The 23,867-nt window shown below is 54.3% G+C and carries 20 protein-coding genes; 8 read left to right on the top strand and 12 right to left on the bottom strand.

Annotated features, from left to right (window positions below; translation table 11 throughout):
• Position 1: 1 nt before the first annotated feature.
• From GP473_RS06410 to GP473_RS06400, 3 genes are all read right to left on the bottom strand, one after another.
• Positions 2 to 1,639 (bottom strand): AI-2E family transporter, encoded by a 1,638-nt coding sequence (locus GP473_RS06410; protein WP_185770093.1) that lies wholly within the window; start codon positions 1,637 to 1,639, stop codon positions 2 to 4.
• Between the two features lie 290 nt (positions 1,640 to 1,929).
• On the bottom strand, positions 1,930 to 2,094 hold the full coding sequence (gene metS / locus GP473_RS06405) for a methionine/alanine import NSS transporter subunit MetS (RefSeq protein WP_185770092.1): 165 nt from the start codon (positions 2,092 to 2,094) through the stop codon (positions 1,930 to 1,932).
• A gap of 5 nt (positions 2,095 to 2,099) precedes the next feature.
• Positions 2,100 to 3,740 carry a sodium-dependent transporter gene (locus tag GP473_RS06400; protein WP_186276736.1) on the bottom strand — a complete coding sequence of 547 codons (1,641 nt, stop codon included), beginning with the start codon at positions 3,738 to 3,740 and terminating at the stop codon, positions 2,100 to 2,102.
• A gap of 521 nt (positions 3,741 to 4,261) precedes the next feature.
• Here GP473_RS06400 and ychF point away from each other — a divergent pair.
• The gene (gene ychF / locus GP473_RS06395) at positions 4,262 to 5,347 is read left to right on the top strand and encodes a redox-regulated ATPase YchF (RefSeq protein ID WP_185770090.1); all 1,086 of its coding nucleotides are present in this window, start codon (positions 4,262 to 4,264) and stop codon (positions 5,345 to 5,347) included.
• A gap of 391 nt (positions 5,348 to 5,738) precedes the next feature.
• Complete coding sequence (locus GP473_RS06390; protein WP_185770089.1) at positions 5,739 to 6,260, top strand: 2'-5' RNA ligase family protein; 522 nt, start codon at positions 5,739 to 5,741, stop codon at positions 6,258 to 6,260.
• Between the two features lie 54 nt (positions 6,261 to 6,314).
• Here the strand turns inward: GP473_RS06390 and GP473_RS06385 are convergent, their stop codons facing one another.
• The 3 genes from GP473_RS06385 to GP473_RS06375 all read right to left on the bottom strand — a co-directional run bounded on the left by GP473_RS06385 (position 6,315) and on the right by GP473_RS06375 (position 8,369).
• Positions 6,315 to 6,815, bottom strand: a complete 501-nt coding sequence (locus GP473_RS06385) for a DUF4334 domain-containing protein (protein ID WP_246394723.1) — start codon at positions 6,813 to 6,815, stop codon at positions 6,315 to 6,317.
• A gap of 10 nt (positions 6,816 to 6,825) precedes the next feature.
• On the bottom strand, positions 6,826 to 7,233 hold the full coding sequence (locus GP473_RS06380) for a YccF domain-containing protein (RefSeq protein ID WP_222104975.1): 408 nt from the start codon (positions 7,231 to 7,233) through the stop codon (positions 6,826 to 6,828).
• A gap of 65 nt (positions 7,234 to 7,298) precedes the next feature.
• Positions 7,299 to 8,369 carry an FUSC family protein gene (locus GP473_RS06375; RefSeq protein WP_185770087.1) on the bottom strand — a complete coding sequence of 357 codons (1,071 nt, stop codon included), beginning with the start codon at positions 8,367 to 8,369 and terminating at the stop codon, positions 7,299 to 7,301.
• Between the two features lie 110 nt (positions 8,370 to 8,479).
• On the opposite strand from GP473_RS06375, the gene GP473_RS06370 reads away from it, so the two are divergent.
• Both GP473_RS06370 and GP473_RS06365 read left to right on the top strand, forming a co-directional pair.
• On the top strand, positions 8,480 to 8,923 hold the full coding sequence (locus GP473_RS06370; protein WP_186276735.1) for a DUF488 domain-containing protein: 444 nt from the start codon (positions 8,480 to 8,482) through the stop codon (positions 8,921 to 8,923).
• Between the two features lie 31 nt (positions 8,924 to 8,954).
• The gene (locus tag GP473_RS06365; RefSeq protein ID WP_246394721.1) at positions 8,955 to 9,674 is read left to right on the top strand and encodes a hypothetical protein; all 720 of its coding nucleotides are present in this window, start codon (positions 8,955 to 8,957) and stop codon (positions 9,672 to 9,674) included.
• 135 nt (positions 9,675 to 9,809) lie between these two features.
• Here GP473_RS06365 and GP473_RS06360 read toward each other — a convergent pair whose 3' ends face one another.
• The 4 genes from GP473_RS06360 to GP473_RS06345 all read right to left on the bottom strand — a co-directional run bounded on the left by GP473_RS06360 (position 9,810) and on the right by GP473_RS06345 (position 14,631).
• Positions 9,810 to 10,745: a patatin-like phospholipase family protein gene (locus tag GP473_RS06360; RefSeq protein ID WP_343061379.1), complete on the bottom strand. Its 936-nt coding sequence runs from the start codon at positions 10,743 to 10,745 to the stop codon at positions 9,810 to 9,812.
• Between the two features lie 12 nt (positions 10,746 to 10,757).
• Positions 10,758 to 11,765 (bottom strand): DUF808 domain-containing protein, encoded by a 1,008-nt coding sequence (locus tag GP473_RS06355; RefSeq protein ID WP_185770085.1) that lies wholly within the window; start codon positions 11,763 to 11,765, stop codon positions 10,758 to 10,760.
• An 87-nt stretch (positions 11,766 to 11,852) separates the two neighbouring features.
• On the bottom strand, positions 11,853 to 13,712 hold the full coding sequence (locus GP473_RS06350; RefSeq protein ID WP_185770084.1) for a DUF2339 domain-containing protein: 1,860 nt from the start codon (positions 13,710 to 13,712) through the stop codon (positions 11,853 to 11,855).
• Positions 13,713 to 13,914: 202 nt separating this feature from the next.
• Entirely contained in the window at positions 13,915 to 14,631 is a 717-nt protein-coding gene (locus tag GP473_RS06345; protein ID WP_185770083.1) for a DUF4232 domain-containing protein, read from the bottom strand.
• Between the two features lie 318 nt (positions 14,632 to 14,949).
• On the opposite strand from GP473_RS06345, the gene GP473_RS06340 reads away from it, so the two are divergent.
• Positions 14,950 to 16,119: an acyl-CoA dehydrogenase family protein gene (locus tag GP473_RS06340; protein ID WP_185770082.1), complete on the top strand. Its 1,170-nt coding sequence runs from the start codon at positions 14,950 to 14,952 to the stop codon at positions 16,117 to 16,119.
• A gap of 750 nt (positions 16,120 to 16,869) precedes the next feature.
• Here the strand turns inward: GP473_RS06340 and GP473_RS06335 are convergent.
• Both GP473_RS06335 and GP473_RS06330 read right to left on the bottom strand, forming a co-directional pair.
• Positions 16,870 to 17,403 (bottom strand): ribonuclease FAU-1 family protein, encoded by a 534-nt coding sequence (locus GP473_RS06335; RefSeq protein WP_185770081.1) that lies wholly within the window; start codon positions 17,401 to 17,403, stop codon positions 16,870 to 16,872.
• Between the two features lie 236 nt (positions 17,404 to 17,639).
• Positions 17,640 to 18,311 (bottom strand): Rv1157c family protein, encoded by a 672-nt coding sequence (locus GP473_RS06330; protein WP_185770080.1) that lies wholly within the window; start codon positions 18,309 to 18,311, stop codon positions 17,640 to 17,642.
• Between the two features lie 391 nt (positions 18,312 to 18,702).
• On the opposite strand from GP473_RS06330, the gene typA reads away from it, so the two are divergent.
• The 3 genes from typA to mshB all read left to right on the top strand — a co-directional run bounded on the left by typA (position 18,703) and on the right by mshB (position 23,865).
• Complete coding sequence (gene typA, locus GP473_RS06325; RefSeq protein ID WP_186276734.1) at positions 18,703 to 20,625, top strand: translational GTPase TypA; 1,923 nt, start codon at positions 18,703 to 18,705, stop codon at positions 20,623 to 20,625.
• A gap of 175 nt (positions 20,626 to 20,800) precedes the next feature.
• Positions 20,801 to 22,918, top strand: coding sequence for an ABC transporter substrate-binding protein (locus GP473_RS06320; RefSeq protein WP_185770078.1), 2,118 nt, complete (start codon positions 20,801 to 20,803; stop codon positions 22,916 to 22,918).
• A complete protein-coding gene (mshB, locus tag GP473_RS06315) occupies positions 22,915 to 23,865 on the top strand; it encodes an N-acetyl-1-D-myo-inositol-2-amino-2-deoxy-alpha-D-glucopyranoside deacetylase (RefSeq protein ID WP_246394719.1) in 951 nt (316 codons plus the stop codon). The genes GP473_RS06320 and mshB overlap by 4 nt, the downstream gene beginning before the upstream one ends.
• Positions 23,866 to 23,867 lie beyond the last annotated feature (2 nt).

The following is a 23,867-nucleotide window of genomic DNA, read 5'->3' as shown; positions in this document are numbered from 1 at the left end:
ACTACTTATGTGAGCCTGAACTTTTGTCATTGCCACGTAGTGGATTAAGCAGGTTGGAAAAGTTTAATTTTTCGGCATCCTGCTTCATCTGTTGACGCAGCTCCTGCCAGCGCTTAGCGGCTTGTTCATTTTGAGCGCCTGTGAGTGTTCCGGCCTTGGTTGCGAAATTAATGTCGGTGGTTGTTTTCTCACCGGTTGAAAGATCCGTTAAATCCCCCATATAGCGCAGCGCCACCGCGATCATTGCCGCAACGGGGACAGCCAGGAATGCGCCGATAATGCCGAAGAGAGTGCCGCCCAAAGTGACCGCCAGCAAAATGATCACTGGGTGAACATCCATCGCGCGCGACTGCAGGACAGGCTGCAAGATATTGCCCTCGATCTGTTGCACCGCGATGATCAAGATCAACACAATAACGGCAGTCTGGAAATCCACTGCAACCAAGGCGATGAGAACGGACAGGGTGCCTGCGGTAATAGCGCCGATCATTGGGATAAATCCAGCGAAGAACGTTAGTACCGCCAAAGCCCCAGCCAGTGGAACATTGAGGATTATCAAGCCAATGCCGATGAAGAAAGCGTCGATGAAGGAGACGATGGCCTGAGTACGAACGAAACCACCCAGGGTGTTCCACATGCGGGTGAGAACCTCGGTGAGGTGCCAACCGACGCGACGGCCAGTGATGCGGCGGATCAACGGGAGGAAATTCTCCCCGTCCTTCAGGAAGAAGAAGGTCAAAACCAGCATGATCAGCAAAGTGACCAGTGCAGAGAGGGTAGCAGATGCGCCGGCGGCAACTTCAGAGGCAATATTTCCGGACTGCTTCTGTAGCCATGAGGTGGCCTGCGACAATGCATCGTTGAGCTGAGTCTCCTCCAAATTCAGAGGAGGTCCCGCCAGCCAGTCCTGAATAGTGCGGATACCATCGTTCGCCTGGTTCACCAGCTCGCGTGACTGATCCACCGCTGGTGGTGCAATGAGTGCAAAGATCCCGCCGATGACGGCGAAGAAGCCCAAGATCGTGAGCAAAACGGCGACGCCATTGGGAATCTTCATCTTGCGGAGGAAACGCACCACTGGCCACAGCACGCTGCAGACAATTAGTGATAGCAGAACCGGAAGAATACCTGCCCACAGTTTTCCAATGACGTTAAACAGAACGTATGCCGCTAGAGCCATAATTAAAAAGCGTAAGCACCAACCGGCGAACCATCGGACAGAGCTGCCGATGACTTCCGCCCGGTCGCGCTGCTCAGGGTTGAGAGTCTGCTCTGAATAAGCATCAGCGACAGAATCCCCTGATTTTTTCGCTTTCTTAGCCTTTTTCTCTATGAGCCGCTTTTGGGCGGGGGTGACTTTGGAAAGAGATAAGTCAGACCCTTCAATTTCCTGCTGTTGGAGTGCTTCGTCGGTGATGTCCTGAGTCGACGTATCGGTTGGCTCTTGGCTCACCACCTTCGTTTCCGGATCCTCTGTGATTCCTTCAGGGATAACAGGAGCGGTGCGGTCGCTATCTGCGGAGTCAGGCAGAGGTAACATGTTCTTAGGATCCATGCGCCTCGACCCCGCCAAGAAATCAGCGAAATCTCGGCCTTCGTTATTGTCGCGAGAGGCGCGACCGTTAGTGCTAGAGTTCATTCTCTCTATTGTGCACTAAAGGTGCGATTTTTTGCATTGATGAGAGGCGGCACACAATATCATCCATATTGTTTCCCAGACGAATGTGCATATCGATGTACGTTTGGATTCCCTTATTGGTGCACAGATGAACGCTGACATGGCACAGACGAGCGTTCACATGACAGCTTTTGCGGCCCACGAATAATGCCCTGCCTGAACACCGCGTTCATGTTACGCGGCCCCGGGCAGGGCGTTGTTGTCACTGCTGACATCCTTGTCGCAGAAGAGAGTACTTTCGGGAGTGCTCTTTAGTGCTGAGCAGCGAGAAGCGACGCATCGTCAGTACCGGGTGCGTTGCCCAGTTCACCGGTGGTGTCATCGTCAGTGTCCCTCAGCATCGTGATAGAAGCGACCAAGCCACCCCAGATCACCAACACAAACAGGACCATCATAACAATTGCGGTTGCAGACATGACTCTTAGCTCCTTGGGGTGGTGGACGTGGTGGAAGTGGCGTCGGTCGAAGAGGAAACGGCCCCTACAACCAAAGGATTAGGCTCACCCTTCCTACGTCCTTTCGCAGGAACGCCGAAGTCAGAACCAGGAATGCGATCAGTGATGGTCTTCTTACTATACGGCAGAGCAGACAACACAATGCCGGCAATCACAATCACAGCCAACGTGCCCCAGCCGAACAAATTCAACTGAGCCGAGCTGTAGCCACCATAAGGCTCGGCAAGCATGCTCTTGATCTCATTAAACATCATGATGATGAGCGCAACCGGCGTGAGGATAAAGGCACAGAATTCCCAAATACGGCCAACACGGATAGAGGAAACTGCGTTGAGGTGTTGGGCAATCTCATTGCGACGACCAGTGACCCAGGCGACGATGAGCAAAGCCATCGCTGCACAGAACACAATGCCCAGATTGTTGGTCCACTTATCCATGATGTCCAAAATGACCAAGCTGGACGTGGAGGCGAACATCACAGTGGACAGCACCGCCATGATGGTACCGAAAACAATCGCGGTCGTTGCACGGTTCCATCCGAGCTTCTCGCTCAGCGCTGCGAAAACGACCTCCATGATGGAGATCAATGAAGTGATGCCAGCCAAGAACAAGGAACCGAAGAACATCACACCGAACAGTGCGCCCATTGGCATCTGGTTAATGATGGTCGGGAAGGCGATAAACGCTAATCCGATACCACCGCTTGCAACATCACCAACAGCAACGTGGCTCGTGACAGACATGAACCCCAAGGTGGCGAACACACCGATGCCTGCGAGAACCTCGAAGGACGAATTAGCGAATGCGGTAGTCATGCCGGTGCCGGTGAGGTTGCTGCGTGGCTTGAGGTAGGAAGCGTAAGTGATCATGATACCGAAGCCCACAGACAGAGAGAAGAAGATCTGACCATACGCCGCGATCCACACAGACGTATTAGAAAGCGCAGACCAGTCAGGGGTGAAGAAAGCATTCAGCCCCTCCAAAGCTCCGTCCAAGAACAAAGCGCGGACAACCATGATGACGAACAGAATAATCAGTACCGGCACGAAGACCAGGGTCAGTGAACCAATGCCCTTATTCACATTCATGGCGAGAACAGCAATGGCAAAGATCCACACAGCGATGAGTGTGACCAAAATAGGGAGGACGAAATCGCCGGAGAAAGTGGATGAGGAATCCATCTTGAGAAAGTCATTCATCAGGTAGGACTCTGGATCATCGCCCCACGCCTGATTGAAAGACTTGACGGTGTAGAGGCCTGCCCAAGCCAGAATAGCCGCGTAGTAGATCGCGATGAAGAAAGCCACACCAGCTTTGAACCAACCGATCGGTTCAGCCCAGCGAGCCATCCGGCGGAAAGCCAAAGGCGCAGAGGCGCGGTAGCGGTGGCCGATAGCGAAGTCGAACCACAGGATGGGGATACCTGCGGTCAGAAGAGCAACCAGATAAGGAATCAGGAACGCGCCGCCACCGTTGTCATAGGTGACATAAGGGAAACGCCAGATGTTACCAAGGCCCACGGCCGAGCCGATGGCAGCCATCATAAACATCAGGCGGCTATTAAATGTCTCCCGCTTGGCGGGGGACTTCTGAGTGGTGTTGGCCATACTCATTTCTCTTCCTGCCAGATCCTTCTTAGAAGTCGAACAACGTCCGCGATTTTTCAGGTACAGTCCGGCCAACTGGGGTCTCTGCTGGCGAACCGTCACCGACTGTGGGGATAAGCGCTGTCAGTGACGTGTCTGTTACGTCGCTTGGGCATACCGACTTTAATTGGGATCACAAAAACAATGTGTGATGAATATAGGCAGACGAGACCCATTTTACATAGTCGAATCTGGGATTTTGTGTGGAAAACAGGGCAACGGGTGGGGGAAGGGGTGTCTCCACTGTGCGGAGTGCGAGTTGTGGGGGTGCGACGTGTGGAATGCGTGTTGTGAGGGAACCGTGGGGTGACGGTCCGGGGTGCGGCCTGGTTGTGTCTTGAGAAGTGGTGGGGCGGTTTTGGGGCGCGGCCTGGTTGTTTTGAGCAGTGGTGGGGTCACTGCTGTGAGCGGGTGATGCGCTTGCCGTGAACGGGTGGTGGTGTGGGTTTGGGTAACTAAAGCGACACGTTAGGATTACGGACGTGACTCTTACTCTCGGAATCGTTGGTCTGCCGAATGTTGGCAAGTCCACCTTGTTTAATGCCCTGACCCGTAATGACGTGCTGGCCGCCAATTATCCATTTGCAACCATCGAACCAAACGTTGGCTTAGTTGAGCTGCCAGACCCCCGCCTGAACCGTTTGGCTGAGATCTTCGGCTCTGAGCGCATTCTTCCGGCCACCGTGTCTTTTGTGGATATCGCCGGCATCGTCAAGGGAGCATCGGATGGAGAGGGCATGGGTAATGCCTTCCTCTCCAATATTCGGGAGGCCGACGCCATCTGCCAAGTTGTGCGGGCGTTCTCGGACGATAACGTGATCCACGTCGACGGACGTGTGGATCCCGCTGCAGACATTTCTGTGATCGAGACAGAATTGATCCTTGCGGATCTGCAAACCATCGAGAAGGCACTGCCGCGTTTGACGAAGGAAGCAAAGAAAAATAAGGATCTGGTCGAGCAGGTTGAGGGAGCGAAGAAGGCTCAAGAGATTCTAGAAGATGGGCGAACATTATCTTCAGCAGCTGCACACGGGGAGATTGACCTGGCTTCCGTGCGTGATCTTCACCTGATGACCGCAAAACCATTCCTTTATGTCTTCAACTCCGACGAAGCAGTGCTGACCGACGATGCAAAGAAGCAAGAACTGCGGGAGCTTGTTGCTCCCGCCGAGTGCGTCTTCCTCGATGCAGCCACTGAGGCTGAGCTCTTAGAGCTCGATGACGATGAGGCTGCTGAGCTGCTGGCGTCGGTGGGTCAGGAGGAACCCGGGCTACAGACTCTCGCTAAAGCAGGGTTTGATACCTTGGGACTTCAGACCTACCTCACGGCTGGACCGAAGGAATCTCGCGCTTGGACTATCCGCAAGGGATCGACCGCCCCGCAGGCCGCGGGCGTGATCCACACCGATTTTGAACGCGGATTCATTAAGGCTGAGATCGTCGCATTCGATGATCTTGATGACCTCGGTTCTATGGCTGAGGCACGTGCACACGGAAAAGTTCGCCAAGAGGGCAAGGACTATGTGATGCGCGATGGAGATGTGGTCGAGTTTAAGTTCAACGTCTAGAACATTGGCGTAGGATAATAATTAGAGTTGCTTGTCGTTGCTTTACGCTTTGATGATGATCTTGGTTTTCTCTGGTTCTGTGAGGAACAGGTCTGAGCAACGTAAGATTGCGTTCTTAAGATGGCTCGGATTTATGATTGGGTGTGCTAAGGGGAGCGTATGTGCTCATGCGGGAACGTCCTATAATTAGCGGAATTCTGTGGCTCTTTTCGGCGCCTCCGCCTTGCTGTGAGCAACTGAGATGATACTGATGGGAGTGGACTGCCTCGTCCTGCGTTAAGTGCGGTGGCTTGTGTGAACGTTGGCTTATCCGAGTGTCCTCGTTTTTGAAAGACGCGCCGGGTGCTGGTTCTATGTGGATGCTGTGTTTCTTGACGAGTGGTAGGATCCGATGACTTCACCAGAGAACATCCTTATTCATCTGTCTTCTGAGCAGGAGCGGCAGGTCAGAAATTTATTCGCTGAGCTTGAGGTGAGAGGTTTTCCTAAACAGCACCAGACGCCACACATTACGATCACTTTTTCACCCGAGATGGATCAGTCGGTTGTCAAACGCGCTGCAGAGATTCTGCCATCTGTCATTCCTGCACAGTTTCGCCGTGTGGGTACTGTGATCTTCGGTACGAAACGCAAGCAAACTGTCTGCTGGTTACTGGAAACCAGTGATGAATTGGAGATAGCAGCAAGAGAACTCTGTGCATTGAATCCGCAAGGCCGGGGACCTCGCTGGACTCCGCATTTAACGATGGGGCTGCGACTACCGAGAGAGCTTGTTCCAGAGTACATTCGAGCTCTTGACGAGATCGCATCGCCCCATTTCACAGTGCTTACTGCTCAACGTGCGGTGTATTGGAAACCGAGTACAAGGGAAATGCGCATTCTTGCAGACGGTATTGTTGGTCAAAGCGGGTAAGCGAAACGTGAGGAGTGAGGACAACTTAGACGGCTGAAGAATAGAACAGACCGTTTATAACACAGTGCGCTCTAAGGTGAAGAAGAACGGAGCGCTACCGCGAAGATCCATAACACCCAGGACAGTATTTTCGTCAAGCTGACGGAAATGATCCACAATAGGAAGATCGTCGTACAGCATAGTCGCCGTACATTTACCACGGTAGTCAACCATACGGAGACGAGCTTTTGGCTTCGACGTTGTCACACAATGAAGGAGCAGTTTGCTGATCGTTGCAACCATTGGCTTCTTGATAACCGTACTAAGGCGCTCCGCCTGGTTCATCGGCAAGAGTCTTGGGTTCACGTTGTAGAGCTGTCCAGCGCTGCCAAAGACAAGAGGGTGGACATCATTAATGCCTTCGAAGCGTTTTCCGTACCACCCCGTTGCTTCTAACACGCCGTCAATAATATGGCCTGTTGGGAAGCTACGTCCTCTCCAGGTGCCGAACATGCTTTCGCAGTCGAGGGGAGGGCTGGCGTCGAAAAGTGTGAACGCTGCTTCAGAAGAATGCACACACAAACCTTTAACGTGCGGTGGGGAGCAGGCGGGAACGTTCGGCAGACGAGTTGACAATCTTCTTGCCGAATGGGAAGCAAGTCACAGGGATGAGCTTAAGATTTGCCCATGCCAGGGGGATTCCGATGATAGTGACAGCTTGCGCCGCTGCAGTGGCGATGTGTCCGATGGCTAACCACAGACCCGCGATGATAAACCAGATGATGTTAGCGACGGTGGATATACCCCCGACTCGCTTGGTCTCAGCAACTTCTCGACCAAAAGGCCAGAGTACAAAATTCGCGATGCGGAATGAGGCCAAACCAAACGGAATTGTCACGACAAAGATGCATGCAATGAGACCCGCGAGGATATAACTCAACCAGAGCCAGATCCCGGCAGTGAGGAGCCAGATGATATTCAAAATTAGTCGAATGAGAGGCATGACTTCAGTCTATCGAAGAGTGAGAGACGGGGCGTGATGATTGCCTAGAGGAAGCTCTAACGACTCTCATTTTTCATCGTTTGTCCAAACTTTATGACAATATGCGGGTTATCTATGGAGTAGCCGAGAGCGACGATTCCCATTGCAACGAAGGCGCCGATAACTGTTTCGATTGTACGAGCCAGGAGAAGGGCATCGACAGGAATGGGGTGAGCCATTTGGGTCATCATGAGGGCGACTGGGGTGATGAACGTTAAGGCAAGCGCGTAGTTACGGCCGATATAAATCTCTCCAAGGAATTGCAAAATGATAATCCACACCACTACTTGCCAGGGTAGCGTGGGGAATGATAGGAGGAAGGCTGCAGTTACCACGCCTGCGAGTGTGCCGAGGATTCTTTGTAGAGCACGCTGGATACGCCCAGCATGATGTGGTGGGGTGAGGGGAGCGACTCCAGCTACCATTGCCCAATAAGGGTGTGAGAGCTCAGGGATTGTGGTCACAGAGAGTACACCAAGGAACCCAGCAACAAGAGGCGCGATGAAAAAACGTAAGCCATGCCCGCGGAGCTCACGGTGTGTGTACGTTTGGTCGGGAAGTGTTTCAGAACCGGGTTGTGGGCCTTCCCCAATGAGGTGCGCGAAAGCTCCAAGAACTACGCAGAACCCAGCCGTGACTGCAGCGACGACTGTAGCTAGGAGGGGATGTACGCCTTCCTGGCCTCCGTGTATGGAAGCGATTGCTGATACAGCGAAAACGAAGAAGATGGAGCCGGCGGGTCGGAGATTGTATTGTGCGGCCAGCATAGCTGCGCCACTTGAGATAAACGATGTCACCACTACTATCACCCAAAAACCCACCATGTACCATGACATAATGGCTCCTGTGAGAGCACAGAGGGTGAGAATGGTGCCGGCGAGTGATTGGCGGAGGAACCGGGAGCGACGTGATTCGTGACGTGCGAATAATCCTGTAAAAGCACCAAAGGTCGCGTAAATCGCTAGATCTAAGCGGTTAATGGCGAGCAATAGGAGGAGCGGTACGGCGATTCCAAAAGCAATGCGAAAGGCAGGAATATGGTCGCGGTTCGAGGGATTTAGCTCGAACATGGCCTTGAGTTGATTCATGTCGCATTCACCACGGCAATGATGTTAGCAGCTGCGGTGACGCTTAGACACAGGAGAGTGCTCAACTGTTGAGGCTTGTAACTTTTCAGAGACTATCTATTGTTGGGCACATGGCTTATATTCAGACCGTGAAGATTCATGACTTACTGAACGGGAACGTGGATCTTGTAGGTACGGAGGTTCTGGTTGACCGTTTGTGGCCTCGCGGAGTGAAAAAGAATAGTGTCAAGCTGCATGCTTGGTTAAAGGAGGTAGCCCTGTCACCGGAACTCCGTCAATGGTTTAACCATGAGCAGTCTAAGTTTGAACAGTTCCGTAAGTTTTATATCGCAGAGCTTGACGAGCATGCTGATGAAATCGATGAACATACAGGTGGGCAGGAGACAGAAAGTGCCAAACCTGCAGGGCAAGACCTTGCCGATCTGTGTGAACGTGCTCGTCGTGCCACAGAAGATCGACCGCTAGTTCTTGTTTTTGCGGCGAATGATCGTGAAGTCAACCATGCCGTTGTTCTTGCGGAGTGGCTTTGTGGCAATGTTGACAATGTAGTCTGATGGTTACATTATTCCTCGGTTGTCGCGGGGCTTGAAATTCAATCCTTATGCGTTTGTTGTTAACCTCCTGGAGGCCATTGCAGTGTTGCATGCCGTGAGTTATGCATTGTTGGACTCACTGAATGTCCTTCTCGTTGGGGTTCTGTTTGCGGTTGCGGTGATTCATGCGCGTACGGGGAAGTATGCCCGGGTGGCCAGCTTGCTGGTATTCGGTGACTGGTTCGGCGTATTTCTGTTGAGCCTGGCCACGCTGCTGTTTTTTGATTGGATTGGGGAACCGGTTCGGCATTTCTTAGAATCGCCGATTATGGGCTATACGCTGGTTGCGGTTGGCCTGCTCAGTGCCGTTTTATCATTTCGCGGAGGTGATCCGGCTCCTCTGATTAATACGCTTGTTGCGCCACTGAAGGCCCCCAATGCCACGACTTTCACTGCTGGCATGGTGTTGGGCATTATTCAATCGGCGACCTCTTTTCCCTTTTTTGCGGGTTTGGGTTATTTGTCGGTGACCGATATACCTATGGGTGCAAAGTACCTTGGTGTGGTGTTGTACGCCAGCTTGGCACTAAGCTTGCCGTTTGTCTTTGCCATGCTGATTGGTTTTATCCAGCGCCACCCCGAGTCGCCCGTAGCCCTCTTAATAGAAAAAATGGGGCGCCACAAAGAACGATTGACGGCAGGATCCGGTTATATCGTGGCAGCAGTGTTGGTCTTTATTGGTGTGCTTAAACTCATCGACACGATGGGTTAGTGTCCTATCGGCACGTTTGGTTGGGGTCGGGGTAATGGTTGTCGGCGTTATGGGCGAGTGTCTGGTTGCGTCGGGGTAACGGTTGTCGGCGTTGTGAGTGAGCGTTTGGTTGAGACCAGGGGGGTTGGAAATCTTCTAGTTTCCTAGAAACTGTATCCACTCGTCCCATTCGCGTTGGGTTTGTTCGAGGCCGTAATTGAAGGCCTGCTGTAACTTGGGGAAATTGCGCTCAATGTTGGCGATCTTCATATTTTCTGGGTAGAAGACTTTGGCTTGACCTGACTGTTCTAGATCTTCAATGAGTTCACAGGCTTTGTTATAGCGTTCATGTCGGGTCAGCATGAGGTCAGCCACAACCGGGCGCTTGCGGAGCATGCGCCGGATGAGTTGTGGAGAACGGGGCGGGGTGCGTCGGAACCCACGAGGGCGAGTCCGGATGATGAGGAACTTCTCGAACCCATCGTCGATCGCAGCATCGACCGGAAGCCCACCGGATTTTCCTAACGCTCCGTCGACATATTCCACACCGCCAACTTCAGGTACTGGCATAAGCCCAGGGAGTGTGGAACTGCAACGGACACGGCGCATGAGGTCCTGTACAGTGGGCGCGTCTTCGCGGCCGAAGTAAACGGTTTCTCCGGTATCTGCGCGGGTAGCTCCTATGCGAAATGGGGTGGGATTGGCATGAAAAGCTTCCCAGTCGAAGGGGAGGTCAGCATCGGGTAATCCCACGGCCTCGTATATGTACTCAGCGTTGAAGTAACCGGTTCCGCGAAGAAAACTGCGTACACCGCCGGTACGGGGGTCAGCGCCGAATTCTACGAAGCACTTGCGGGCACGGACGCGGTCTCCGGACAAGTAATTGGCTGTGTGCGTAGCCCCCGCGCTGATCCCGCCAACCCAACCAAAGGTCACAGAATTGTAGATGAGCCGATCTACCACCGCTGCGGTGTAGGCGTTACGCATTCCGCCGCCTTCGTAGATGAGTGCTACTTTCTCAGCATGAACCATGGTGGGAGCCTGCCTCTGCAAAACAATAGTGCGTTCCAGTTGCATGGTGGTCGTGGCCACCTTGTGACTAGCTTAGTGAGGCTTTTTTCTGGACGGGATGAGGTGGGTCAGGCCTACCACTATTGAGCCAATGAGGAGACCAAAGACCATGGAAAAGAATGTGGTGATTATCCACTGGACTGCGCCGTTGCTACCGGCCGCTTCGGCGATGTGATGGACTGTTTCGTACGGCCACGGCCAGAATAGCTCCTCGAAGCCGACCAGCAGGATGTGGCCGCCCACCCACAGCATGGCGGCAGTACCAATGACGGAGATAACTGAAAGAACAATGGGCATGGCCTTGACTAGGGAGGTTCCAATTTTTTGCAGGCCGGAGGAGTTCTTTGTGCTCAGTGCCAAGCCGGCATCATCCATCTTCACCAATAGACCGACGACGCCGTAGACCAGGACGGTCACTAACGTACCGACGATGGCCAAGACAAGGGCGCGCATCCAAAACCCCAGATCCGCCACCTCGTTGAGGGAAATCACCATAATCTCGGCAGAGAGGATGAAGTCTGTGGTAATAGCCCCCTTGACTAAAGTGTCTTCGTCTTTGGCCGAGTTAGTGCCAGTGTCACTGTGGCTAGCTGAGCCATTGGAAGCTTTATCGAGGTCTGCGAGATCACTACCAGTGTCACCGTGGGCGGCTGAGTCACCGGCAGGCTCAGTATGGTCGCTATGACCTGTAAAGGAACCAATGACCTTTTCTGCACCCTCGAAGCATAAATAGGTACCGCCGCACATCAATAGTGGGGTGAGCATCCATGGTGCGACGGCGGAGAGCAACAACGCGATGGGCAGAATGATGACGAGCTTGTTGCGCAGACTGCCTTTGGTAATTTTCCAGATGATCGGCAACTCTCGGGAAGGTGTAACTCCGTCGACGAACTTAGGGGTGACTGCGGCATCATCCACAACCACCCCTGCGGCTTTCGCAGACGTTTTGCCGACGGCAGCACCGATATCATCCACGCTTGCCGCTGCGGTGCGCGCAATCATGGAAACGTCGTCAAGGAGTGCAGCGAGGCCAATTGCCATGGTGCTCAATGTCCTGTTCTAGATTGGTGGGTTAAAAAGAAATTCTAGACAGAAAACCGACAAGGCGTGGCTGCTCACAGGAGGTGGTTAGTGCTGCGCCTGATCCGGCACCGGCAGCAGTGGACCAATAGCTCCGGCTGCAATGCAGACGTGATCATTGACGCCATTGCCTTGAACCTCTACTTGCAGGAAACCGCCACCGCCGTTGACACGAACATACTGAGTCCCCAGTTCAGTTGGCACTGGTACCGTTACGGCGCGTTCGCGGCTCTGCTGCTCTGTCTCCAGACCATTCGGGGTGGTGAGGGTTACCGTCATATTGGGAGCCGACGCCACTGCGTTCATCTTCCAGGTCCACTCACCAAATGGCAGAGGGTTGCTGATTTTCAGGATGGTTTGGCTTCCCGCGTAGAGGCGGTTACCGCAATCTTTCACATTGCCGCCACTGGTGGTGCCATGCTCCCATACGTCGGCAGGGACAACTTTGCCGCTGGGATTCAAGACGCGAGGCTCAGTAATCCAGTGAGCGGCGCTTTTCCCCGTAACTGCGGAAACCGTGTTGTACGGATTCACTAGTGGGCTCAGAATTTCGATCGGCATTGGCTGATCCAACAGCTGTCCGTTGGTGGCCGTCATGGACTCCCGGAGGTTAGCCAAATACTCGGCGGTTGTATCGTCCTTCCAGGCGCCAACCCAAGTTACTGTGCTGATGATGGAAGAAATGACTAGCACAAGGGAGCTGATTGTGAGGAGTTGGGGGAAGTGGCGTCGGGAAGAAGGAAAACGCAGGGATGCTGCAGCCAGAGCAACGGCAGTGAAAGCCCACCAATCCGCGTAGTAATGCAGGTTGCGAGTGAGGAGATCCGTCGTTCCCTGACCCGTGCGGGTGTCAACCAAGACCCAAATAATGGCGACGAAAAAGACGACGATGGGAATAAACACCAACGCTCGCTTGAGGCCGCGCCATAGGTACCAGACCAGGGCGGCGACTACACCAATACACGCAATAACTTGTAGCCAGTCAGCAGGTGCGGTGAACGCCTGGGACGGAGCCCAACGCCCCCATTGCCACGGGCCGCCCACTATGGCCGGCACAATCGCCTGAGACAAGGTGGTGGGTATGGAATCGAAAATAGTGGACGTGCTGTCGGTACTAGTCAAATCTGTGATGCGTGACATCACAAAACCCCACACCGCGGTAACAACCCACGGCAGGGTCCAAAATTGAATATTGGTTCGACGCAGAAACCACGCAACAACAAAGGCTGCAGGAACGATAGACAGTGACTTCTCCGTGAAAAGGAAAGCTACACAGACGGCTACGCTTGCGAAAACACCGAGAAGAAAAGGTTGGAGGGAGTCTCCAGATGCCGCTGACAAAGTGGTTCGAGAAAGTTTAGGGCCGTGTCCCTCTTTTTCTGTGGGCAACGTCTCCTGTGGAGCCGATACCGGTACATAAGAAATACACAGCAACACCGCGGCAAACCCCAACTGCCAGCCTAAAGCGTTGAGTGAAGCAGACCACCAGCCGGAGGCCACCATCAGAAAAGGGGAAAAGGCTATTGCAGTGAAAGTGAGCACCCGCACCCACGGGCGAGTGACCAACCGTTGGAGAGCCACCGCATAGAGAGCAAATGCCACGGCTGACAAGAGCACAATAATTGTAATGGGTAGCCAAAACTGTAGGGGAGCAATCTTGTCAGCTAGTACCTGAACGGCAATGGATAATGGCATGACGTGGCCGTCGTACGCGCTGAAGTAGCCCACGACACTCTCGTGACGGAAACGCGCCGGGATGACCAAGTCATCCCAATAGAACGTGCGTTGAGAGAGCTGAACGGCACGCACTACCAAGGCGAGAAGTCCTAAAAGGCCTATCCACAGCAATGATGACTGTTGGGCACCGGTACCGCGCTTTGTTATCGAAACGGATGGGGAATTACTCACATGAACACGATAGGCGTGCGGGCGACGAAAGGCGTAGAAAACCGTGCAAGTTGTGCGGATTTTGTGTGTATTTCACCGTGAGGTGGAACAACGGGAACGATGTGTGGGGAAACTGGGGGTGATACGAGGCATCTACTCGTGTGCTGTTCGCTCCTAGGCTGGTTGTTTGCGAGCTGTTCGCCCGCAGGCCGGTGATCCCCGGTTATTCGTGAGGAGCGAGGGTGACGGGTTGAACCGAGAGAACGTTCACATCCCCCCTGCACCCCTGAACATTGGACATGGGGATGAACGCCGCTTTGGTTTCTCCCGGTGGATAGACTCGTAGTCCATCGGCGCGGGTTGGTTCGCATTCGTTTGGATCTAAGGGGCCGGTAGAAGTCAACTTCACCGGAGCAATGGCTGCACCACCTGGATCGAGCATCACGGGTTCGAAGGATACGTCTTCCCGAACCGCGGACTTGCCCAGTTGGGTGCCATTGTTATCGGTTACTAAAGAGACACCGGGAAAGCCGTTGAGGGAACAAGGATTGTGGCTGGTGTTCGTGAACACAATGTTGAATAGTTTGCTTCCCGCGCTGCCTTGCATGCCGGCGGTGTCGATCTTCAATTGGCGTGTGCGGCAAGCACCCCCATCGGAAGCGTCTTCGGAGTGGCGTCCGTTACCCACGAGCTTATTTGGTGAGTTGTTGTGCCCACCGGTGGTTGGTTGCGGAGAGCCCCCGGTTCCTTCCTCAGCGTTATCCGCCGATGCCACGGCAGCCGAAGAGTCCTCTGCTGGTTCTTCAGTCGTGGTTGAGCACGACGCTAATAGAAGACCTGTCAGCATCACGCCGGTGGCACCAGCTAAAAACCGGCGAGTTCCAGAGGCCGACCAGACCTGGTTATCGGCGGCATGATGAGAACTATTGTTAGTAACCATGTTCCCTAAGTTAGCGTCACACACGGCGTACATAGAAGTTCTCGGAGGGATCTATGGTGAATTGATGGGGAACCGCTTCCCATTTGTGATCCTTTGGTGACATTTTGTGCCACCGGATGTGCTGGTTTCTTCCTGCATACGCACGGTAGTCGGAGTGGTGGCGTCGGAAATGCCTCACCTGGTCCGCGGTTGAAGGGTGACTTATGACGCAAACCGACTACACTGAGGGACAGTTCACATTTCATACCTAACCCGTGTGGGCGTTTTCATGGGCGCTGCGCAGGGACACGACATATCTACGAAAGGTTGTTCATCATCATGGGATTCAACCCAGACTTTGAGCCCTTCCGCCTTCCGGAGGAGTACATTGAACTGCGCGAGGCAATCCGGGGCCTGGCAGAACAGGAAATTGCTCCTCACGCATCAGACGTTGACGAAAATGAGCGTTTCCCTGAGGAAGCACTAGAAGCACTTAATGCGGCCGGATTTAACGCGATCCACATCCCAGAGGAATACGGTGGCCAAGGTGGCGATTCTCTCGCTGCCGTCATTGTTATTGAGGAAGTAGCCCGCGTGTGTGGTTCCTCCTCGCTTATCCCCGCGGTGAACAAGCTGGGAACCATGGGCTTGATACTTAACGGCTCTGACGAGTTGAAGAAGGAAGTTCTGGGGGACATCGCCAACGGCGCTATGGCGTCCTACGCCTTGACCGAGCGCGAGGCAGGCTCCGATGCGGCGGCGATGAAAACTCGTGCTGTCAAGGATGGCGATGAGTGGGTCATTAACGGCTCCAAGTGCTTCATCACCAATGGTGGCAAGTCCACGTGGTACACCGTCATGGCGGTCACGGACCCAGAGGCCGGTGCTCGCGGAATCTCCGCCTTTATGGTCCACAAGGATGACCCAGGGTTCCGTGTAGGAGGCCTGGAGCACAAGTTGGGCATTAAGGGATCCCCCACCGCTGAGCTGTACTTCGAAGACTGCCGTGTGCCAGCCTCCCGCATGATCGGGGAAGAGGGCACCGGTTTCAAGACGGCGCTGCAAACTCTTGACCACACCCGTCCGACCATTGGCGCTCAGGCGTTGGGTATTGCCCAGGGCGCATTTGACGCCGCCGTGGAATACGTCAAGGAGCGCAAGCAGTTCGGCAAGGCCATTGCGGACTTCCAGAACACGCAATTCATGCTCGCGGACATGAAGATGAAGATCGATGCGGCTCGTCTGATGATCTACACCGCAGCATCCAATGCTGAGCGTGGAGTGGCTGAAAACGGTGAGAAGCTCGGTTTGCTTGCCGCGGGTTCCAAGGCATTCGCTTCCGATGTGGCCATGCAGGTCACTGTGGATGCTGTACAGCTCTTGGGTGGATATGGCTTCACTCGTGACTTCCCTCTAGAGCGCATGATGCGTGACGCTAAGATCACCCAAATCTACGAGGGCACGAACCAAATCTGTCGTATGGTCATGGGACGACAAATCCTCGCATAGCAGGTCAGTGGGCCTTTTGCCCCCGCGCCGGGTCACTCCACTACACCCAGCGCGGGGGCATTGTCGACAAAAGCCCGCAGAAAGTCCGTAGAGAGTCCGCAGAGCAGAATCCGAATCCACAGAGATTCAATGAAAACCCGCCATCCGTGCATTCGGATGGCGGGAATTGGTCTAGGTTGAAAAGTATCGTTGCGCCCCGACGCACGTTTGGCCTGGATGGTTTCGGAGCCCAGAGTCTGTGTTGCAGATAACAGACACTGGTACGAGGGCGTGACCGCTAGTGTTTTAGTGTGGCGGGCTCAATTAAGCGATCCTTTTGAGATACTGGATAGTTGAGGTGACTTAGATCATCGAAAGGATAGGGGCCGTCTAGCTGAATCAGCAGGAGTTTTTCATTCCACCGGGTCTGGAGGGAAGAGACTTGTGTTCAGCGTGCTGGGTTACCGATCGTGGATGTAGAGGTCAGCGATGTTAGTGAGAAAGCCGTCCAGTCTGGATAGGTTCTCTGATGAGCTAACTTCAATGGACAGACAGGGGCCGCCGAATTGTCTGCCTATTTTGTTGGAGGCGTTGGATGTAATTGGCAAGCCTTTCCGCGTGAAGAAGAAGGCAGTTGCGGAGTGGCTGTTTTCTGTTTAACGTGCCGCCAAGTATTTCGTTGGATTGTCCGGGTTCGAGTCCCGGCGGCGCATATGCTGGACCTCACTCGGCTCACACAGCGGCTTTGGGTTGCTGAGGATCCGCTGTGTTTTACGTTTCTTTCGCCGTTGACATGGGGGATTGCCAGGCGAGTTGATAGCCTTCTTGTGCGAGCCAGCCCTGGAGGCTGCCATGTAGGTTGATACCGTCAAGGATTCTCTGGCTGGCTCTCAGCGCTCTGTTTGCATCGTCGACGCCTATATATCCCTCTGCTAGGGCAGCTCCGAGTTCGTCGAGATCGAGTACCTGGATTCTTCCGCCTCGGTGAGTGACGACATCAACGTAGAGATCACGCGTTGTCCAGACCTGTTGATCCGAGCTATCGATGTGCGCAACATCAACATATAGCTCCTGGGTAGGCGCTATGTTGTCGCGAAAATGAAACCAGGTTATACGCATGTCCAGTGGTGGGATGAGCCACGACTCCAAGTAGTGAAAGCGAGGGTGATCCGCGGACCGAGCCATATAAAGCGCCCCCTGCATGATGTTGTAATGATCAACAGGACGGATGATGCCTTTGGGGTCGGTATTTGTTTTTGCTTGAATGTCGAAAGTTTCTTGCTTGATGGGGTGAAGATCGACCATAACAAAAAGATAAGGAGGGAGGAGGAATGAACTTTCCGGCTAGTGGGGGCGAAGCGCAGAGGCGTGGAAACGAGGATGCCGACAGGGAAATTTGAGGCCTGTGCGGAGGGAGGGAAGAAGATGACATTACAGAGGCATGGAAAAAGCGCGGGCGAAAGTAACCCGCGCTCTACCCAGAGCTGACCTCTATGTCTGACGTGTGGGGATTGGCTACGCCATGAAGGCGCTGGCCGCCTTTACCCAACCTTGATAATCGCAGCGGTTGGGATGAAATTGCAGTCAGATGGGGCTGCGTTTTCGTTGTTCGTCGTCACGCCGCCTTCGAGAACGGCGAGAACGGTGCCATTGCCGGTATCGGCAGCGCCGTTGATAGTCGCTGGGCCTTCAGGGTTGATGCCGTTGTATCCCAGCTTGGTGGAGCCATACTTGGCGTTGTTGATATTGACCCAGTGGACGTTCATGGAGGTGTTCTGCTGCTTGGCAACAGTACCGGTACCCAGTGCGGTGAAAACGAAGTTCACTTGTCCAGGCTTTACGCCTGGCAATGGCAACGGAGCTGGGCCAGGAACGGCGGAAGCGAGGCCCACCGCGTTCGACTTGCCGCCGATGCACTTACCGGCGATGGTTGGCCATCCGAACTGGGTAAACGCTGGGCCGTTCTGTGGAATATCGACGCCAGGCTCGCCGTCGCCGCGAATGAAACCGATCACCTTGTCCAGGGCGCTACCGAGTTCACCAGGCAGCTGTGGGGAGATCTTCTCCAGCTGGGCAAGAACCTCAGGTGATGGGCGACCCAGGTTGTCAACTAGTGGGTTGGCGGATGCTGGTGCCAGAGTTGCTGGAACAGACAGTGCGAGAGTGGTAGTGAGCGCTGCGATGGCTCGAGAGGCACGACGGGAAATAGCCACGGTCAACCTTTCATTTCCTCTTGATTAATCATTGGGGTGAGCCCTGCTCGGCGTTAAGGATCGAGCATTGTGCAGTGCAGGACTACTCATTGTTTGTAACAATAGTCACATCCGTCACGGATGTCACTCTGTCAACGAAGATTTTGTCGGCGTGACTATACGTTATCACTACTAAAACAACTTGTAGAAAAAATAAAGAAAAGATTGAATTTTTTTCATTCCATGGTGATCGGTGCACGTAGTCTGCTCGTCCCTGCTTTTCGGGATAGAACCCGAGGATGACCCCGGTTCGGTGGTGTAGATGTCGCTACTTGTTGAATGCGATATTTGCGGCCTGAGAGAGTAGTCTTGAAACGTTCGCCCCTAGTTCTCTATAGGAAGTACTTGATCTGTGTCCTTGACTGAATTTCGCAACGTAGCGATCGTCGCTCACGTTGACCACGGAAAGACCACCCTGGTGGATGCCATGTTGCTGCAGTCCGGCGCCTTTGACTCACATGGTGAGGTGCAAGAGCGCGTCATGGATTCTGGTGATCTGGAAAAGGAAAAGGGCATCACCATCTTGGCCAAGAACACCGCGATTCGCCGCAAGGGCGCTGGCAAGGACGGCCAGGATCTCATCATCAATGTGATTGACACCCCCGGGCACGCCGACTTTGGCGGGGAAGTAGAGCGCGCTTTGTCCATGGTGGACGGAGTCGTTCTCCTGATCGATGCTTCTGAAGGACCCCTTCCACAGACTCGCTTCGTCTTGGGTAAGGCCCTGGCGGCTAAGCTTCCCGTGATTATTTGCGTGAACAAGACCGACCGCCCGGATGCCCGCATCGACGAGGTTGTAGAAGAAGCCCAAGACCTTCTGCTCGAATTGGCTTCCACTCTTGAAGATGACGAGGCTGCGCTGGCGGCCGAGAAACTTCTAGATCTCCCAGTGCTGTATTCCTCTGGTCGTGAGGGGAAGGCCTCCACAGAGAATCCAGGCAACGGCAACGTGCCCGACTCAGAGGACCTGCAGCCTTTATTCGACGTTCTGTATGATACCCTGCCAGAGCCCTCCGCGGAGTTGGATGCTCCTCTGCAAGCTCACGTCACTAACCTCGATTCATCCTCCTTCCTAGGTCGCATCGGTTTAGTGCGTGTGCACGCGGGCAAACTGCGTAAAGGCCAGCAGGTGGCGTGGATTCACTACGACGATGAAGGCAATCAGCACGTCAAGACGGCTAAGATTGCCGAGCTGTTGCGCACGGTGGGAGTGACTCGAGTTCCTGCAGATGAGGTCATCGCAGGTGACATCGCGGCAATCTCAGGCATCGACAACGTGATGATCGGTGATACACTCGCTGATCCAGAACACCCGGTGGCATTGCCGAGGATCACTGTCGATGAGCCAGCGATCTCGATGACCATTGGTGTGAATACTTCCCCCATGGCTGGTAAAGGCGGCGGGGATAAGCTCACCGCGCGCATGGTGAAGGCTCGCTTGGATCAGGAGCTCATAGGTAACGTATCTCTGCGAGTATTGCCCACTGAACGCCCAGACGCTTGGGAGGTGCAAGGCCGTGGCGAAATGGCATTGTCCGTGTTGGTGGAGACTATGCGTCGCGAAGGTTTCGAGCTGACTGTCGGCAAGCCGCAAGTGGTTACTCGCACGATCGACGGTACGCTCCATGAGCCATTCGAACACCTCGTGATCGATGCGCCGGAAGAGCATCTCGGCGCTATTACTCAGCTAATGGCGGCACGCAAGGGTCGCATGGAGGGGATGGATAACACGGGCTCTGGCTGGATCCGTATGAACTTTACTGTGCCAGCTCGAGGCCTCATTGGTTTCCGAACCGTCTTTATGACTGAAACCCGCGGCACGGGAATCGCCAACAGTTATTCCGCGGGGTATCAACCGTGGGCTGGTGAGATCAAGGATCGAGCCACGGGGTCGTTGGTTGCGGATCGCTCGGGTCAGATTACAGCTTATGCTTTGATTCAGTTGGCGGATCGTGGAAGTTTCTTCGTCGAACCGGGCATGGAAGCCTATGAAGGTATGGTCGTCGGCGCCAATAACCGTGATGAAGACATGGACATCAACATTACTAAGGAGAAGAAACTTACCAACATGCGCTCTGCTACCGCGGATGCCACGGTGACACTTTCCAAGGCACATGTGCTTTCTCTGGATGAGGCGATGGAGTTCTGTGGCAGCGATGAGTGCGTGGAGGTTACTCCGGATGTGGTTCGGGTACGCAAGGTGATCCTGAACGCCACCGAACGTGCTCGTGCACGTTCCCGCGAGAAACAGCGCAATCAAGCTAGCAAGTCATAAGCTGGAACCTAGCTAGTGGCGGCGCCGATGCTGGTACTAGCATCAGATCTGTTCACCCCCCTTGTGTGCACCAGGTGAGGGGCTCCTGACTCTGTGAGTGGGGCTCGGGTGAACCGCAATTATCACCGGAGGTCCTTCTACTGTGGTTCGTCGTTTCGATTCGTTGAGGGCATCAATGACACGCCGTCTGGGTGCTGGGGTGTCGGCATCGGTGATTGCTGCCGCGCTTGTGGCGTGTCAGGCAAATCCGGGTGATGCGCCAACGGTTGAGGAAGACACCGCCGAAACAACGGGGACAACACTCCCGACCGCCCCTCCTACTGCCGATCAGTTGCGTGTCAACGTCAGTGTGGATTCCTTTAGCGGCAACCTTAACCCGCACCTTGTGGGCAATATGAATCCGGTGATTTCCGCTATTGCGGATCTCACATTGCCGAGTGCCTTTGTGCCTTCTGGCGATGACTGGACGATGAACTCTCAGTTATTGTCGGAGGTCATCCCCGATAATCCGGAAAGCCCCAATACAGTTGTATATAGGCTGAACCCTGCCGCCCAGTGGTCGGATGGTACACCGTTGTCCATCTCCGATTTTCAATATTTGGCGGAGCGCATTGTTCACGAGCCAGGAGCCCGGGAAGTAGCTTCATATGGGCAGATTAAATCGATAACCACAGAGCGGGGCGGAGCTATTAAAGTGACGTTCCGTAAACCATTCGCCGGATGGAAAGAACTTTTCCGGCACTTGCTTCCGAGTCACATTTACCGTTCCGAAGCTCGGCCGTTTGCGACGATGATGGACGGTTCCTTGGCCGCGTCTGGTGGGGTTTTCAATGTCACCTCCGTTGATGCAGACCGTGGACGTGTGGAGCTTCGACGCAATGATCGCTACTGGGGCGAGACTCCAGCCGCAACAGATAAACTCATTTTCGAAGTTGTGCCGGATCTTGTTGCGTCGACACAGATGATGCGTACTGGGCAGCTGCAAATGATGATGTCCCGGCCTACCGCTATCTCAGATACGGCTTTGGGTCAATTGCCAGAGGTCAGCCATCGTACCGTCGAGAGGCAAGTAGACCTCGGTCTGGCGCTGAACACCAGAAGCAAGGCTATGTCTAGCCTCAAGCAGCGTCAACGAGTGGTGGAAGCTCTCAACACCCGAGCGATTGCCAAGGTTGTTACCGGTTTACCGGACGCTGTTGCACCAACCGAACCATCGCTGGTTGCTGACGCCACTACAGACGGCGTAGGGGTATCGAGCAACCAACAGGACGAGAACAAGCCGGCTGCTGCTCGGAATGTGGATCCCGCAAATAACGCCGGTGCTGATACTGCCAGCAGCGACGCTGCCAGTGCCGATACCGTCAGTCCGGGCGACACCAACGTCAACGGTGCACAGGACGGCAAGAGTGCGGAAAATACCGCAGAGAGCACAAGCATGACAGCAGCTCAAGATGGGGAGGCAAAGGATTCTCAGAAAGGGTCCCAGAGGAATACTCCTCGGTCTGGCAAAAAAACTGGTGATGAGGGCGGGGCTTCTCGTTTCTTGGGCGATGTTGACCTTAAAGCTCCACTCATCGTGGCAGTGCCAACGGATGACACACCATCTCTTTCTGCTGCGCGCATGATCGTGGATCAATTAAATGAGGCGGGAATTGCTGCCAAGACAGTTGTCAAAGACCCCACCGAGCTGTTTTCCGTGGATATTCCATCGGGTGACGTAGATGCGGTGGTGTCTTGGTATAAGACACCCCGGAGTATCGGGGATTATCTCAATCAATTTCACTGCGTCGCTAATAAAGAATCAATGCGGGAAGAATCTCAACAACCCAGCGGCCTCACAACCGATACGGCGGCTGCGTCTACGACCGCATCCACATCTACGACAACCCCTGTGACGCAGCAAGATAGCGACGAAGCACCTGAGTCCTCGACAACTAGTCGTGGAACGGGAGACAATAAGAGCTCCGATCAATCGACGCAGAGGCCAAACAGTAGTGGAAACATCACTGGATTGTGCGATACGCAACTCAGCGCACTCATGGCCCGGATGGCAAGCGGCACAGAGTCCTTCCAGCAGGCGCGAGAAGAGATTAACGCACTAGTTGCTCAAGCCAACGTACTGGTGCCACTGGTGAGAGACCGCCAAATTGTGGCGGTGGGCCCATCGCTCGAAGGGCCAAGCGGGCCACTGGGACAATGGAAGACAGACCCCGTGAGCGGAATCATGGCGACGGCGCCACGGTGGAAAAAGAAAGAAAGCTTATCAGCCGAGCCAATGGAGGAGAGCCATTGACAGGCCAGGATTTATGCAGCAGCGCTGATTTGGGCGGCATTACCATAGTGGCCATTCACGCTCATCCGGATGATGAATCCATATGGACGGGGCTGTTGCTGGCCAATGCCCGCCGACGAGGAGCGCGCGTTCACGTGGTGACATGCACGCTCGGCGAAGAAGGTGAGGTCATCGGTGAAAAATATCAAAGCCTGCAAGCCGATGGCAATGGCATGCTCGGTGGATACCGCATCGCTGAGCTGCAGCGCGCCTTGGACGCATTGGGGCTGGAACAGGATCCGCACCTCTTAGGAGGAGTGGGAACGTGGCGCGATTCCGGGATGGTTGGGACTCCATCCATTCAGCGCCCTGACGCATTTGCCAATGAAAATGACGAACACAATAAGACAGTGCAAACGGCACAGCTCGTGGCAACGTTACAAGAGCTGACGCCGGATATCCTGGTTACTTACGGTTCAGACGGGGGGTATGGGCACCCCGATCATGTTCGGGCACACCGCATCACCCATGCTGCTGTCAACAGCGGTCAGCTACCCAGCGTGAAACAAATTTTATGGGCCGTCACTGAGCGCTCCAAAGTGTACGCAGGTTTGGACGGTGCAGTTGTTCCGGATGGCTGGTCTTATCCGCGAGAAGGGGATGTGGCCATGGTGGATTCAGAGCAGGTGGATTTCGTCCTCCACGGTAGTAGAGAGGATGTTGCTGCGAAGCAACGCGCTATGGCCGCTCATGCAACACAGGTGTGGGTGGCCGATGGCACGGTGACTGATGTGAACCCTCATGCGCGTACTGTGCCCGCGGGAACTCCAGTGTTGTGGTGCTTGTCTAATCTCATCGCTCAGCCGATCATCAGCACAGAGAGTTACGAGGTTGGATACACTGCTGAAGGCGTGTCGCAGAGATTCGCTGAAGAGTTGCTTCACGGTGACGTTCCCCCCCGTCCCTGAGA

This window comes from Corynebacterium anserum (assembly GCF_014262665.1).
Lineage (GTDB): Bacteria > Actinomycetota > Actinomycetes > Mycobacteriales > Mycobacteriaceae > Corynebacterium > Corynebacterium anserum.
The sequence above is the reverse complement of the archived record's forward strand: the minus strand, read 5'-3'. Positions and strand labels throughout refer to the sequence as shown.

Excerpts from the sequence above, each read along its gene's own strand:
- GP473_RS06410 (WP_185770093.1), bottom strand. The coding sequence starts at position 1,639 with ATGAACTCTAGCACTAACGGTCGCGCCTCTCGCGACAATAACGAAGGC.
- metS (WP_185770092.1), bottom strand. The coding sequence starts at position 2,094 with ATGTCTGCAACCGCAATTGTTATGATGGTCCTGTTTGTGTTGGTGATC.
- GP473_RS06400 (WP_186276736.1), bottom strand. The coding sequence starts at position 3,740 with ATGGCCAACACCACTCAGAAGTCCCCCGCCAAGCGGGAGACATTTAAT.
- GP473_RS06390 (WP_185770089.1), top strand. The coding sequence starts at position 5,739 with ATGACTTCACCAGAGAACATCCTTATTCATCTGTCTTCTGAGCAGGAG.
- GP473_RS06375 (WP_185770087.1), bottom strand. The coding sequence starts at position 8,369 with ATGAATCAACTCAAGGCCATGTTCGAGCTAAATCCCTCGAACCGCGAC.
- GP473_RS06370 (WP_186276735.1), top strand. The coding sequence starts at position 8,480 with ATGGCTTATATTCAGACCGTGAAGATTCATGACTTACTGAACGGGAAC.
- GP473_RS06355 (WP_185770085.1), bottom strand. The coding sequence starts at position 11,765 with ATGGCAATTGGCCTCGCTGCACTCCTTGACGACGTTTCCATGATTGCG.
- GP473_RS06345 (WP_185770083.1), bottom strand. The coding sequence starts at position 14,631 with ATGGTTACTAACAATAGTTCTCATCATGCCGCCGATAACCAGGTCTGG.
- GP473_RS06340 (WP_185770082.1), top strand. The coding sequence starts at position 14,950 with ATGGGATTCAACCCAGACTTTGAGCCCTTCCGCCTTCCGGAGGAGTAC.
- GP473_RS06335 (WP_185770081.1), bottom strand. The coding sequence starts at position 17,403 with ATGGTCGATCTTCACCCCATCAAGCAAGAAACTTTCGACATTCAAGCA.
- GP473_RS06320 (WP_185770078.1), top strand. The coding sequence starts at position 20,801 with ATGACACGCCGTCTGGGTGCTGGGGTGTCGGCATCGGTGATTGCTGCC.